At 33.3% G+C, this 15,159-nt stretch carries 14 protein-coding genes; 1 reads left to right on the top strand and 13 read right to left on the bottom strand.

What is annotated here, in order from left to right:
- Positions 1-117: 117 nt before the first annotated feature.
- Complete coding sequence (gene tnpB / locus DPQ31_RS27815) at positions 118-1,239, bottom strand: IS200/IS605 family element RNA-guided endonuclease TnpB (protein WP_208731316.1); 1,122 nt, start codon at positions 1,237-1,239, stop codon at positions 118-120.
- Positions 1,240-1,887: 648 nt separating this feature from the next.
- Positions 1,888-2,508, bottom strand: coding sequence for a flavin reductase family protein (locus DPQ31_RS27810; RefSeq protein ID WP_208731315.1), 621 nt, complete (start codon positions 2,506-2,508; stop codon positions 1,888-1,890).
- A 100-nt stretch (positions 2,509-2,608) separates the two neighbouring features.
- Here DPQ31_RS27810 and DPQ31_RS27805 point away from each other — a divergent pair, with 100 nt between their 5' ends.
- Positions 2,609-3,304, top strand: coding sequence for an ArsR/SmtB family transcription factor (locus DPQ31_RS27805; RefSeq protein ID WP_208731314.1), 696 nt, complete (start codon positions 2,609-2,611; stop codon positions 3,302-3,304).
- A gap of 106 nt (positions 3,305-3,410) precedes the next feature.
- Here the strand turns inward: DPQ31_RS27805 and hfq are convergent, their stop codons facing one another.
- From hfq to DPQ31_RS27750, 11 genes are all read right to left on the bottom strand, one after another.
- Entirely contained in the window at positions 3,411-3,599 is a 189-nt protein-coding gene (gene hfq, locus DPQ31_RS27800; protein ID WP_000282532.1) for an RNA chaperone Hfq, read from the bottom strand.
- Between the two features lie 366 nt (positions 3,600-3,965).
- Positions 3,966-4,298 carry a DUF1904 family protein gene (locus tag DPQ31_RS27795; RefSeq protein WP_001120954.1) on the bottom strand — a complete coding sequence of 111 codons (333 nt, stop codon included), beginning with the start codon at positions 4,296-4,298 and terminating at the stop codon, positions 3,966-3,968.
- Between the two features lie 904 nt (positions 4,299-5,202).
- Positions 5,203-5,403: a cold-shock protein gene (locus DPQ31_RS27790; protein WP_000434814.1), complete on the bottom strand. Its 201-nt coding sequence runs from the start codon at positions 5,401-5,403 to the stop codon at positions 5,203-5,205.
- A 531-nt stretch (positions 5,404-5,934) separates the two neighbouring features.
- Positions 5,935-6,141 (bottom strand): hypothetical protein, encoded by a 207-nt coding sequence (locus tag DPQ31_RS27785; protein WP_208731313.1) that lies wholly within the window; start codon positions 6,139-6,141, stop codon positions 5,935-5,937.
- A 199-nt stretch (positions 6,142-6,340) separates the two neighbouring features.
- Positions 6,341-7,234 (bottom strand): alpha/beta fold hydrolase, encoded by an 894-nt coding sequence (locus DPQ31_RS27780; protein WP_098712074.1) that lies wholly within the window; start codon positions 7,232-7,234, stop codon positions 6,341-6,343.
- 468 nt (positions 7,235-7,702) lie between these two features.
- A complete protein-coding gene (locus DPQ31_RS27775; RefSeq protein ID WP_141506616.1) occupies positions 7,703-8,605 on the bottom strand; it encodes an alpha/beta hydrolase family protein in 903 nt (300 codons plus the stop codon).
- Between the two features lie 373 nt (positions 8,606-8,978).
- Positions 8,979-10,208: an NAD(P)/FAD-dependent oxidoreductase gene (locus DPQ31_RS27770; RefSeq protein ID WP_001044754.1), complete on the bottom strand. Its 1,230-nt coding sequence runs from the start codon at positions 10,206-10,208 to the stop codon at positions 8,979-8,981.
- Positions 10,209-10,595: 387 nt separating this feature from the next.
- Positions 10,596-10,898 carry an antibiotic biosynthesis monooxygenase family protein gene (locus DPQ31_RS27765; protein ID WP_098712068.1) on the bottom strand — a complete coding sequence of 101 codons (303 nt, stop codon included), beginning with the start codon at positions 10,896-10,898 and terminating at the stop codon, positions 10,596-10,598.
- A 329-nt stretch (positions 10,899-11,227) separates the two neighbouring features.
- Positions 11,228-12,001: a class I SAM-dependent methyltransferase gene (locus tag DPQ31_RS27760; protein WP_098712069.1), complete on the bottom strand. Its 774-nt coding sequence runs from the start codon at positions 11,999-12,001 to the stop codon at positions 11,228-11,230.
- A gap of 547 nt (positions 12,002-12,548) precedes the next feature.
- Positions 12,549-13,442, bottom strand: a complete 894-nt coding sequence (locus tag DPQ31_RS27755) for a helix-turn-helix domain-containing protein (RefSeq protein ID WP_208731312.1) — start codon at positions 13,440-13,442, stop codon at positions 12,549-12,551.
- Between the two features lie 733 nt (positions 13,443-14,175).
- Complete coding sequence (locus DPQ31_RS27750) at positions 14,176-14,769, bottom strand: TasA family protein (protein WP_208731311.1); 594 nt, start codon at positions 14,767-14,769, stop codon at positions 14,176-14,178.
- Between the last annotated feature and the right edge of the window lie 390 nt (positions 14,770-15,159).

Here is a 15,159-nt window from a genome sequence, read left to right as displayed (position 1 = left end):
AACCCCTCCTTATACTTGAGGGGTTTCTACTTTAACACAATTTTGAACTACCCCCACTTTCACTTCGTTTAGAAGTGAGGGATTCCTAAGTAAAGAATTCTATCGAACTCTAATTGATTAGGCTAACCCCGCAGTCCTTGCGGTTAGAAGTCTTATTGCTTCATTCTTTATATTGATACTTGCGTTAATATCCCTATCATGGTGCGTACGACAAGAAGGACAGTCCCATTTACGTAGGTTTAGATTTTTAACGTCTTTATTTTGATATCCACAACAAGAACATAATTGGCTGGAAGCAAATGTTTTCGATACGACAATGACTTGTTTGCCATACCATTTTGCTTTGTATTCCAACATGGTTCGAAACTGTGACCAAGATACTTCACTAATTGCTTTTGCTAACTTATGATTCTTTAACATATTCGATACTTGCAAATCCTCTATACCGATAACATCGTGGCTTTTGATGATTTCAGTTGAGATTTTGTCTAAGTAATCTTTTCTAGCATTTGATATGTATTCATGAATTCTAGCTACTTTTACTAGTTGTTTATTCCAGCGAGAAGATCCTTTCATTCTTCTAGAAAGAACACGCTGTGCTTTCGCCAACTTATCTTCTAATAATCGGAAAAACTTCGGATTTTCATAGGGTGTTCCATCTGACAAAATGGCGAAATCTTTTAGTCCTACATCTATCCCAATGTAAGAATGTGTTTTCGGAAGTTCTTGTACTTCTGTTTCAACTAATAGTGACACAAAATATCTACCAGAAGGGTTTCGTCTAACAGTCGCATTTACAATACGTCCCTCGACTTCACGACTTTTGGCAAATCGAACAAGGCCTAGTTTGGGCAACTTTATTTTGTTCCCTACAACGGCAATATTTTCATTTGTTTGTTTTGTGGTATAAGATTGTACGTTATTCTTCTTGGATTTGAAACGCGGGGCACTATTTTGTTTTTTGAAAAATCGTGTATATGCATCCGCAAGGTTGCGAACAGACGACTGAATCGCAATACTATCCACTTCTTTGAGCCAAACAAACTCTTTCTTCATGGCAGGAAGTTTGGCAGAACATGTACCATATGTTAAACCTTTTCCAGTTTCTTTATATGCGTGATCCCATAGGGATAGGAAATGATTGAATACAAAGCGAGAACAACCTATCGTTTTATTAATTAGAATTGCTTGTGCTTGATTTGGATAGATACGAAACTTAAAGGCTTTATTAATTATCATTTGATTCACCTCCATTTCGGTATATGACTATTATATACCAAACATACATTCGATGGATAGTGAAGTAATACTTTATGTATGTCGAACAATTAAGATGGCTCCCTGCCATCCCTTGTCCGAAGCCAATTCATCTCCCACCTACTCACTTCGCGTTCCTTGAGGAAGGAGTCTTCTTGGCTAAAATGATAAAAAAAGGCCCCATCACTGGGGCGCTCAAAAAATAATATAAGTAAATGAATTAAAACAAATAACAGGCATCTAATAATTCCTTAACGTACGAAATTCACGTTATGTTGGCGGGACCCCTACTTATACTTGCTTTCTAACATCGCATAACGCAATAGCTTTAACTTTGTTTCTTTTTTCAATGCTTTCCATTCCGATACAGCAATCTTTATTCTTCATTCCTCCATTAAGGGATACAGACCGCAAAACGGAATAAAACCACGCTAAGGATTTTTGAGCCATTTTAACGCTAATTTAAATTGTGTTGTATTGGATGCTATAAGGAAATCGAAATAACACTTCTTAGCAAAATTAAAAATAATAAAGAAGCCGAATTCCTTAACAGGTGGAATTCGGTTTCTTACTACAATATTTAACTTTAATTAGGAAAGGATTGTCCAATTTAAAAGATAATATATTTATTTATATTTCGGATCGAAAGGTTTTACCTAACTGGTTACCAAGACCAAAATAATGACGGAAATTATATATAAGTGGGCTCCATTTATTTGGGTCAATATGATTTTCTTCAAGAATGATTTCCTTATGAGCGTGTACATGTATAGCTTGTGTCTCAACAATTGCAAAATCAGGAGAATAATCAGGAATTCGAATATGTTTCACCCTTGCCTCAATTTGAATTGGACACTCCATAATTCGAGTAGGTTTTACCGATTTAGACTCAGTAGGTGTTAATCTACTAATATTATATTTTTCTTTTTCATATGTAAACCCATTCTTTTTCTTATAATCCGGAACAGGATTTTTCCCTGTATAGGGCGCTAATTGTTCAACATTCTCCCATAATGAAGGACTCGGAACATTGATTACACATTCAGGATGTCGTTCTAAATTTTCAATAGCTTTCCCACCAAGTCCAATTCCTAATATAATACAATCTCCTAATGCCCATGATGATGACATAGGGCTGATGTTTACTGTTCCATCTTCATTTAGTGAATTTAGTAAAATCACAGGAGTTCCGTAGTATAGAATTTTAGGTTTAATAGTCTCTGTGTTTGAAACCTGAGTCATTTTTTTCATCTTTATTTCTCCTCCTATTCATATGTTCTTCCCTATTTATTGTAGAATATAAACATTTCGATTATCATCGAAATATGGATTACATTAGGGGGAAATTAAAATGAACGCAAATCCAAATGTAGCAATGATTGCTACTCTTGTGAGTGAAGCTTCTCGTGCAACAATATTAACAGTCTTATTAGATGGTAGATTCCACCCTGCAAGCGAATTAGCGTATATGGCAGGAATCAAACCACAGGCGGCTAGTTTCCATTTGACAAAAATGGTCGATGCGAATGTAGTTATAGTTGAAAAACAGGGGAGACATCGATATTATGGAATTCGAAATCCGGAAGTTGCTCAAGTTATGGAGTCATTTTTATCAATAGCTCCACCCATTGAAATTAAATCATTAAAACAGGCTTCGGAAGATAAAGCGATGCGTTTTGCAAGAACATGTTATGATCATCTTGCAGGAAATTTAGGAGTACAATTAACAGATTCTTTAATTAAAATAGGTGTTATTTATGAAGAAAAGGACGGTTTTACTGTTACTGAAAAAGGGGAGTCATTCTTTACAAATTTTCAAATTGATCTTGAAAGGGTTAAGAAAAAGCGTCGTTCATTTACACACAAATGTTTAGATTGGAGTGAAAGACGTCACCACCTTGCGGGAGCATTAGGAAATGCCCTTCTAGAAAGACTATTAGAACTAAATTGGGTTCAACGTTTACCTAAAACAAGAGCAATAAAAATCACTTCTGACGGGAAAAAGGGACTAAAAGAAACATTTTCTTTTGATATTACAAACAACTAAGTTTTGAATATAAAACAGCCGATTTAGTCTTAAAGGGATTAAAGTCGGCTATTTTGTGTTGAAATTTGCTTAACGTGGTTTTTTTCCGAAATGCTGGCGGTACCCATTAAATAGCAAGTGTAGAGATTGCTTGTTTATAGATTAGTTGTTGTTTACCATGAACCATCATTAGGACGGTAAATTTATCTGTTGCAAGAATCTTTCCACGTACTGGAACGCCATTCTTTAAAAATACAGTAACTTCTCCTTTTTTCTCTTTCAATTGTTCATACATATCTTCTTGTAAGTTATACATGAAATGCGCCCCCTATTTTTAGCTACTTTTCTTTTAATACTTTCTGCCTTCCATTGTGGTCTATTTGTATTTCCCATTCACCTTCTATTTTTCCAAACCATTTTCCTATTTTGCTTACATTAGATAGTAAGATCCTCATGATTCAACTCCTTGCCTTTTAGATGCTTATGAACACAATATATACATTTGGAACGATGTTAATTCTTCATATAGGATACCGTCATATTGATATAAAGGCGTTATCCTTTCCTATAATTTCTCAGAAAGAATAACGCCTTTTTCTTTTTAGGGGGTATTTTGTCTAGTTAGCTTGATAGCGATGTGGTTCTACCCCTTATAAATGTTACAAAAATCTTTCAAATGGCTCTAACTTGCACAATGCTTCCCGTTAATATAATACGCTGATTCTGTGAAAACCGTAAATACAACCTCTACTTCTGGAAGTCCAAAATCCATTACATATGTAGTAATGGCCTTGGCAAATCGATCACGAATTTCCTGTCCACGCTCGAACCATTTCACTTCAATAAGAGGAAACGCTTCTATTTCTTCTCCATTGAATACAAACGTAGAACTTGGTAGTTCCAACGTAAAATTATCCGTACCACACTCACAAATCTCTGCGAGCTCTTCTACTAATGGCTTGCTTATGTGTTTTAATTGTTCAGTAGTAATTCCACGAAACACAACATGCGGCATGTGAATCCCTCCGTTAGATAGCTTTATATTTGCTCACATCATAGCACAATTTATTCTGCTGCACTAGAATCTATTGATACATTTCAATGACATTCTTAAGAATGATCATATGTTATTGAAGCAATACAAATATTGTAACTATTTAAAACATGTGAGAGCTCGGTAATTGGGTAAATAAAAAATGCCTTATCACATTCTCCCTGTAAGGAGGCATGAGGGGGCCTCTATTAGGAAAGGGATGGTGCGCTTATATATTTTTTAAAAAAAAGACACCCTAAAGTGCCTTCCTCCGACTTGATAACCACTTTAAAATAACATTGGATTCCCATCCGAATATTATTTTACCAAGTTAAGTAATATTGGTCATTGAGAAAGTCAAATACGTAGTGTTCATATATAGTGACCCCTAGGATCAAACAAGATTTAATACAGTTTTTTGGTTGATCCAAAGACAAACAAGAACCCTAAAACCGCGCAAAGATAGGAGTGTATAAAAAAAGCATAGATCCGTAGAACAAAAAAGAAGGTTCCTTGGTGAGATTACGGTTTCCACTGTTCCTTGCTACTGATAATGGGACGTTATGTTAACTAGACGTGTATGAGATATACAATCAAACAAAGTTATTTTCCATTTTCATTCTTATTTTGAAATAGATGCACAATCAAAAGTCCACCAACAAATAAGATTGGAAATCCTACGACTATATATAATCCGTTTTTTGGTATTCCTAATATAATTGCAAGATAAACTAAAAGAAAAAGCCCATAATGCTAAAATTATGATTTCTAACATCTTCTTTTTCATTAAAAGTTAAGCACCCCAAATCCCCTTAAAAAGTTGTATTCGGAATGTTATAACAAAATCAAAAAAAGACCCTACAAGAGGGTCTTTCATGGACTAACATTAAGCTTTTTGAACATTAGTAGCTTGTAGGCCACGTTGTCCTTGTTCTACTTCAAACGTTACACTTTGTCCTTCGTCTAAAGATTTGTAACCGTCGATTTGGATAGCTGAGAAATGTACGAATACGTCTTCTCCATCTGCACGCTCGATGAATCCAAAACCTTTGTCTGCATTAAACCATTTTACTTTACCTTGTTCCATAATTATTGCCTCCTAGTGTGGATACCCACACATATGTTACTACCCTTGCTCAAATACCTTAGACGAAAAACAAAATTTATTCTTAATCTCAAACCGAACAAAAATAGGTCTTTATTAAATTAACATACTTTCTAAAAAATAGCAAATTTCAAAACTAAGTCCTTATGGTAATTAGCCACTAATAGTGGTTGTTGGAGAAAAAGTCACTATGATAGTCATCACAGCAAGAAGTTGCCAAAGGACCTCGACAATATCATTAGTTTGATTTTTTTCAGACATTCAACAACTGATAAAATTAGCTGTCTTCGAGTTAAATTTTATTTCTGATAACGAATTTTACGTCAACTAGTCTCTCTTGTGGGGCTAGTTTTTTTGTTTAGCATGGGTTTTTTCCAAAATGCTGACGATACCCCTTTTAAAATTTAATGTAAACTAATGGGTATAAGTTTACTTTCAGTAAAATAACAAATTGTAAGTAGCGAATCCGCTTCTTTTTTATTTTGCATAGAAAAAGGAACCCTAATAGGCTCCTTAATTCGATTCAGAAGTTGTGTAGTTTTTTTTGATGATATCTTTTATGTTGATAATTAAGGATATAAGGAATCCAGCAGCTAGGATACCGTTTACCCAGTAATATGTATTCCCTGATGTAAATTTATTATAAAAGGAATCGACACTATAATATACAAAGCCTGCTGAAATCACGGTAAAAATTACTAACGTACCAAAACTTTTCATACTGTTCACCTCGATTCTAAAATTTCCGACTTTTTTTACAATTATACATTTAAATAAAAAGACTTACAAAGAAATTATCATAAGGAAGAGTTAGACAAATGAGGTATCGCAAGGATTTTGGAAAAAAACACGCTAAGCAAAAAAATATAATAAGCTGTCCATATGGACAGCTTATTTACATAATTACTGTTATTGGAAGTTAGTTCATTAAAAATTTTTTAATGGTTTTAACAACTTTATTTGTTTCCTCAATATCAGGAAAATGTGCACTATGTTCAAATACAACAAGATGAGAATTCTTAATGTTGTTTGCTATTTCTTTACTAATTTCAATCCCAGTATTACGATCATGCTTTCCAACAATGATTAATGTATCAACTTTAATATTCTCTACACGTTCAATAAGTGGTATACATGGTTGATTTTCAAAAAGAGTTTTTGCTACTATTCCTGTATTAATTAATCTACTTTCTTCCCACAAACTACGATTTAGTTTGGCAAATTTCTGATCAATAAACAACAAGCTATCCACTGTGTCTGTATCAACTAATTGCCAAACTTGATTATATTTTTCTTTTAAGGATATTTTTGAATTACATAGAGTATCTATACGTTGTTTAACTTCACCTTGTGCTATTGCTGAAAAACCGTTTAATTGAATGTTATACATGCGTTCATAATCTCCTATGGACGGTGCCTGTAATATTAATTTTTCAACAAATTTAGGATATTTCAAAGCATATTCTAGACATAATTGTCCACCAAATGAATAACCCAATAAATGTATTTTTGGTATTTCTAATACTTTTTTTAATTCCTCTAAATCCTCTACAAGAGTATCTATAGAATAGTCATTATCATTGTTTGGTGCTTGAGAACGGCCCGATCCCCTTTGTTCGTAATAAATCACTGTTAAAAATTCTTCTAGTTTCACTCCTATTGTTCGTTCAAATACATAATGATTGCCACCAGGACCACCATGAACAATAATTAGAGGAATTGTGTTATGTTTAGATCCTGCAATTTTACACCAGTGTTTTATCCCCTGAAGTATAAGATATTGTTCGCCATCTTTTAGTTTACTAGTAATCACTATTTTCCCACCTTATGTTGATTTTATAGATTCTATTTTTATATGTATTAGATTCTTATTTAAAGATTGAAATCCCTGTTATATATTCTATACATATTCAGTTAACATAACGTCCTATTATCGGTAGAAAAAAAAGGCGGCCCCTTACTCTCACAAGGAATCCGCCTTTTTTTTTTCTATCATTTTATACATTTCTATTGTGGCGCGAGTTTTCGGGTTCTCGTTTATTACTGGATTAGCCGAAAAACTGTATAAAATCTTGTATGCTCTTAGCGTGGTTTTATTTCGAAATGCTGTCGATACCTCTACTTATAGTTGTTTAATCTTAAGGTAAGATGCTTCACTCCACTAAAAAATATAACAATAAATTCGTTTAGAAATCTAGGTGTTAATCAACAATCGCGTCCCATTGTTGATTAACATTGAGATTCATCATCTGTTCTCGGTTTGTTTAAGAAACGGCCCTTGTTATTGTATATTCTTTAATAAGAATTCTGTAATCTCTTCATTTAGCTCATGATGGAAATATTCTCGATTAAATCCATGTGGATCTTGTGAAGGAAGAAAAGATGCATTTGTCATTTCTTTTGGAAATGGACTAAGAAACGAAAAATGTCCCGCGTTTTTAACTATTCTATGCTGAATTTTAGTACTGTCAGTTATCCCATTTAATATAATTTCTGCATGAAAATAAGGTGCAAGTTGATCTTTCTCCCCAACAAGCATTAAAATGGGGATGTTTATGTCTTCCAAAGCACCTTTTGTTTTAAACCAAACTGAAGCTGGTGCTAAAAGAACTAAAGATTTTATTCTGTAATCAGGTGTAATCTTGATAAGATGAGATTTCTCATCAGAAGACTCATAAGAGAAAGAGGTTGGTACTCCTCCCGATGCTGCTAATGCTGTGTATCCTCCCATAGAATGTCCGATGACTGAAACAGAATCAGGTTTTAAAGTTTTTGCAAAATCTTCACTATTAAAGAACCAATCGATTGCCATAGAAATATGCTTTGGCCTAATGGTTAGATTATCTACTGTACCTTCCAAGGTATTGTCGTTTCGATTATTGAATGGATGTTCAGGCATTCCTACTACAAATCCGTTACGAGCCAAGTGACGAGCAATCGTTCGATAAACTAATGGTGAACCACCGGTGCCATGAGATATTAAGACCAATCTAAACACACCTTCTCGAGGTTCAGCATTACTTGAAACATTCAAATGATAAGGTCCAATATTTTCAAATTTTTCAGGAGTATTTGTTGGATACATAACAAACATAGGAAAAGTTATATCTAATTGTTCATCAAAAAGCTCAACCCTTCGATAGCCAGCGAACATTACATCATTTTTTTCTATTTCTTCATTCATCAAATTCATCTCCTATTAACCTTTAATTATTTATCCTCGTAACCTTATTAATAATACAATAGCAATAATCCCTTTATAAGCTCAATAGGTCGTATTTGGAAATAAAAGTAAGACTATGACCTGTTTTTACACGTATCTCGGCTGTACCCCTAGACGGTGTGTTCCCACCCTTCTGCATGTGCAGAAGTTGCTTAGTCAAATGAAGAAAAGGAGTCCCTGCATAGGTGCAGAGAGGAGATGGAAAATCCGCTTCTCATGGGACCTTGTCTTTGTTGATGCTAAGAAATCCCCACTTCAAGCGGAAGCGAGTAAGTGGGGGAGGTTCATAGTGAATTATTTTTGTACTTAAATCACTTAATCTCTAAAATCATTGCTAGATCGATTGCATAATTCGTGCGAGTTCTTTTTCTAAAGCAGCGGGCTCGTTTGCATAATTGTAAATCCCTAAAAACTTCTCTATAGCCTCTGGATGGGAACTGATTAGCTTGTTGACAGCATCCTGTTGTTCAGATATGCGTTCATTCTTCGAAATTTGGCATCCCATGTGAAACCGAACCATAAACTCATCTTCTATTGCCTTTTGATATTCTTCAGACATTTGATTTGATTGATCGGATTGTCCCTTATATTTTGATAGAATATTGGATAATATACGTGCTCCACATATAGCATCATGGATACCCTGCGCCATGCCAGGATCTTTAAAACAAACTGCATCTCCAACCAACGCCCATCCTTTTCCCATTCCTTTATACCAGTAATTATCATATCCGAGAATGCCTTTGACCGGTTCTACTAGTTCTGCATTTTTCAAGCGAGCCCCAATTGTTGTATTCGGAAAGTTATCTGTAAAGAAATTGCGTAGACAGCTTTCCGGATTTAATTTCAACCGTTCTATCAATTCCTTATTTTCTAATGGGAAAATGCCGACAATTACATATAAATCATCATTCGTCGGAAAGAGAATGGCTGTGTTATCTTTTATCTTGTATACTTCAAATTTAGGGACATTATCGTGGCGAAATCCAGAGAAATACCCGAAATAGATGCCGACTGTTGCCGGAATACTTATTTTGAGTTCACTTTTTACCAGCTTGCGAATAATAGAGGATCGGCCGTCTGCCCCGACTACCAGGCGAGCTAAAAATTCTTGTTTCTCGTTGTCGCCGTCTAAACCTTTCACGCCTATCACTGTTTCGTCATCACGGATGACATCCGTCACACGAAATCCTTCTAAAACAGTTACATTCATTTGGGATTTGGCTTGTTCAAGTAGAATATGATCGAGATAAGTTCTTCTAATACAATAACAACTTTCCTCTCCGTAAACCTCAGGGATGAGACCTTCTATCACGGTATCCTCAAATTGAAATTTAATATCCCGTACCGGCGGTGCTTTTGTTTCCAATAACTTGTCCAGGACACCGGTTTCTCGAAGAAGAGCGACAGTATTATTGAAAAAGGTATGGGTTGATAATGTGTCCCTTGGAAAATTCGCTCGGTCCACTAACAACACATGGAAACCTGCCTTAGCAAGATAAATTGCCAGGGTAGAGCCGGCACATCTAGCACCGGTAATGATGACATCATACGTCTTATTCATCGTATCACTCCATTTTCAAGTATAATTATTAACTTGCTTATCCATTAGCAGAGTTCTAAAGTTAATGCCCCTACGAGTTAAAGTAATGGGGAAAATTGATAAGAATGCACTACATACATAAAGTATGGAAGCTAAAACGAAATAAGTACAGAAAATTCCCACCTGCTATACAATTAAAAAGAATTTGTGGTAAAAATCGGAATGATAATTTAAGTATTAAATAAAGGTCCGTTTACTTGTCTCGTGAAGAGTTAATAGGGGTATCGCCAGCATTTCAGAAAAAACCCACGCTAAGCAAAAAATATAATAAGCTGTCCATATGGACAGCTTATTTACATAATGATCGTTATTGGAAGTTACTTTTCAAGTATTAATAGACGGTCAAGTTCAGTTTCGTGATAACTCTACACGCTCAAAGTGTTCAACTGTTGGAAATGGATCATAAAAGTGATGCAATAATGCTTTCCACTCTTGATATTGTTCAGATTGACGAAATCCTATCGTGTGGTCTTCTAAAGTTTCCCATTGCACAAGGAGCAAATATTTTCCTTTCTGCTCCATACAGCGTTGTAATTCATGATTTATGTATCCTTGCATGGAAGAGATGATTGAGGATGCTTGCTTAAATATCGATTCATACTCTGTCTCCATACCGTCTTTTACTTGCAACATGACTGCTTCTAAAATCATTTTGAAGTCCTCCTCCTTTTCCTAATTGTACCATGTGGGAGGGAACGCTGGATGAGGAGTTTTGATGTATAACATATACACGTCAAGTTAACATAACGTCCTATTATAAGCAGTATAGGGGATCTCCCAAATTGGAAGATCCCCTATACTGCTTATTAAACAATCGAGCTCTATTCTTAAACAGGTATGTGCTTACTTACTAATAAAAAACAAATAGAGCTACATCACTTTGTTATGTTAAATAAACGACCTCGTTAGTTAAATTAAATAAATAGTTGCTCTTATAATAGAGAAGTCCGCGCTAGTTCCGCAAGCGAATTAGTGCATTCTTATTTCCTTCCACTTAAAATCATTGCATTTCCTAAGACTTTTTTGTTCAATACAAGTTTTGGTAATTCCATTTCTTCAGTAAGCTTGTAGCTATTTAATTCAGATACACCCTGTTTCTTTAAGACATTTAAGAGTTCTTTTTCATCTCCAAATATTTTTTCATCCATAAACAAATCTAAGAAAACAAATTTACCACCAGGTTTTAACACTCTTAATGCCTCTTTAATTACTTCAGTTTTATTTTCTCTATCTTTTACTTCATGAAATGTTAGACAGCTTACAATTGTATCAAATTCATTATCAGTAAAAGGGAGTTCTGCAGCACTTGCTTTTAGAAAATCAATTCTATCAGAGACCCCTTCTATTTTAGCATTCTGTTGGCATTGGGATTTGGAATATTCCCAATTTCCGCCCCAATAATCAACTCCAGTTAGAAAGGAATTAGGAAAGGTCTTTGCCAGTTTAATAATCAGTGAACCGCTACCAGTTCCTATATCTAGTATTTTTCCTTTTCCATCCCAATTCACTTTGGTAACAATTAAATTATGTATTTTTGACTGATAATTCCCCCCAAATGCTGCAAATTGGTAAACTGAATAAGAAAGTATAAATGCTATATAAATAAAAGGCAACGCAAAAACACCTGACAGGATTCGCAGATATAAATTAACAGGTAATAATGTTATCAAGAGAAGAATGAGTGAAATAACTAAAAAAATAATTAGTTTGTAAATTCGTATCCAAGTTTTATATTTAGCTTTTGTTTTCAACATATCAACCATCCTTAAATAACCTATCTTTTGTTTGTTGTAATTACATAGAAAATCAATAATTGTGTCCTATAGTTTAAATACATTACTTCATAAGCTGGATCTGTTTTAACATTAATATCCAATTATTTCAGGAGAGATCCTCCATAATTTGGTCCGATTATTGAACAAGTATCACATGCATATGATATACAAATCCAGTTAACATAACGCACAATTATCGGTAGCAAGGAAAAAGGCGGACCCTTACTCTCACAGGGAATCCCCTTTTTCATTTTCTATAAAGCTATTCATTTTTTTATACATTCCTATCCTGGCGCGGATTTAGGGTTCTCGTTTTTTACTGGGTTCGTCGAAAAACTGTATAAAACCTTGCATACTCTTAGCTTTTTTTTCTATGGAATGCTGTCGATACCTTTTTAATGCATAAAGAAAAGATACCCTAAGGTGCCTTCCTCTGAATTGAACCACTTTAATTTTAATAATATAGTTTTAAGTTTAAAAACTATAGGGATTTTTCCTGTGGGATTTGTAAGTAGTTTTTACGAAATTATGAGTGTTTTTTATTCTGTATTTCAATAAGTTCATCTTTAATCATTTGTATATAATGTTCTTTTTCTCTTAGTTCAAATATAAATAATGCTTTTTTCATGTTATTAACAACATCTTCTTCATTATGTTGTTTAATCTTTAATAAATACTGACTTTTTAAATAGCATAGTTCACCTAGTAGGTATAAATTGTCTAGATTAATAGCTAATTTGATGCCCTTATCAAGGTATTTTATTGCCTCTTCATGTTGATATGTGAGGTCCAAAAGTTTTGCTAAATTTAAAATGATTTTTAATTTAATTTCTTTATCTCTAGGAAAATCTAACTTATTAAAATTGGTTAAACATCTTCTTAATATATTAATACTTTTTTCATATTCTTTGTGTTCTGCATAAAATATAGCCATTGTCTGCATAATATCTATTTCTCTTTCTGATAAAAAATCAGAATTGGTTAAAGTTAGTTTTAATGCATGATTTAAAAGAGTTAAAGCAGTTTTTGTTGATCTATTTACCTCAAATATAGCAATTGCTTCATGCCATATTAGAAATTGTTTATCTTCTTTTGATTGAAAATTATTTTGTTTTTTTTCTTGTTTTACTATTTCATAAAGTTCTTTATATTGTTTTTGCTTTGCGCAATCTCTCATTACGTATTTTACATTTTTTACGTATTTTAATTTCTTGTTTTGAGTTAGTGCAAATATATTATTTGGATCAATACCAAGCCGTTCAGATAATTGATACAACAATATGCTAGATGGATAAATCATACCTTTTTCTATTTTGCTAATTTGACTTTGTGAACATATTCCATGACATAATTCGGATTGTGATATGTTTTTTTTAATTCTAATTTCTTTAATGGTAATACCCAAATCGTAAAATTCCATTTTTTCACCTACTATTTAGCAGTTTATTAGTATACGAATATTCGCTAATCTTTAATCTAATGTAAAATTAATATATTTGCAATTGTTGTTTATTTTCAGGGACTTACTGTTTCTATAAGATGGTGAAGCTTTTTTATGTACAAAAAAAAGACACCCAAAGGTGCCTTCCTCCGACTTGAACCACTTTAATTTTAATAATATGTATTGGACTCCCATCCAAATATTATTTTACCATGTTAAATTGTTTTATTCATTGATGGGGATTATCATATTGCCATTAACCTAAGAGTACCTATTACCTATTATTGTTATAAATATTATTCTGCCTAGGATTAATAAGAAGAGATGAAAAAACACCTTCACAGGTGTCTTTTTTCATTATAGAAATATCTTAAATAGGACTCTTTTTAATAGTCTAATTGCAAAACATTTGGATATTTTTAGGAATTATAATCAGGGTTTTATTTTCTCTCTCCGAATTCACATAATTTTCAAATATTATAACTTCACATTTTAAGATTTAATATATAATGAAGGCAACCCGTAGTTAGAGTGTTTGCTCCGATTCAAATTATGAGATAGTTTGTTTCACCTTTTTTACATTATCTAAAAAAGAACTTGTAGGGATTCCTACAAGTTCTTTTTGTGTTTTATTTTAAATAACCTAAAATTTTTTAAATAATTAAAAGGCATAAGCTCAGTTTTACTTTTTACCAGTAATATGCTCTTAATTTTATCTTTCTTGTCCATCTGTTTGATTGGCTTGGAACTCCATTTTTAGCGCAATACTATCCCCTTGGAACACGTTCTGATCTGTGCCGTTATCTTCAAATACAAACTTTATCCAAAACCAATCCATTTTCCCAGGTTTTAATCCCCCTGTTTCAGTCCACTTAGAATGAAATACTTTTTTGGAGGCAATCTCTGGGCCTTGTGATTTTAGTTCTGCAAGAGTTGTCTCGTATACAGGGCTTTTTTCAGGATCCCAATCCCAAAGAAATTGTACTTTAATATGTTTACCGAAATCTTCTGTAGTGTTATTTTGTTTTAAATCGTTTACAGTATAGTCTATTTTCATCATGAGATCTTTAATATCTAATGTACCACTATTTATTAAATTGAATTTCTTTAATATTTTGTCCCCAGGTTTTAAATTTTCTAAGTTAAGTGAAGTAGTTGGTTGCATAGCTAAATCCAATGTACCTGCAGCGAATGAATTATTTGTCACCACTTGATCGCTAAAATATGCATATGTTCCCCCACCAATTAAAGATAAGCCAAGAGCGGCTGAAACCACTCCAACACCTAATTTCTTTTTCAATGACATTTTTTGTTCCTCCCATATCATTTTTATAATCTTTCTCCCTAATCAACCGAAAAGGTCCCCTTAATACAGATATACCATGAATTGTGAAAAAATTATATTAAAAGCAAAAAATTCCTTATTTAGAAAATTATGTTATTATCAATCTTCTGTAAATGAAACGTTCCAAAAATAGAAAAGTTGAATTTATAATTATCAAAACCTCTGCCAAAAACAAATTAATATTAATACCCTTTATAAGATGCACGGAAGTTTTTGATAATATTATCGATAAGTCGTCGAGGAGAAATTAACAAATAAAGGCTAACATACTACTATAGGGATACAGCCGAGATATGTGTAAAAACAGGTCATAGTCTGACTTTTATTTTTAAATAATTGGAGTTGCTAAGG

This window comes from Bacillus sp. COPE52, from assembly GCF_003355115.1.
Lineage (GTDB): Bacteria > Bacillota > Bacilli > Bacillales > Bacillaceae_G > Bacillus_A > Bacillus_A toyonensis.
Note: the sequence above shows the minus strand (reverse complement) of the source record. Positions and strands in the feature narration are given on the sequence as shown.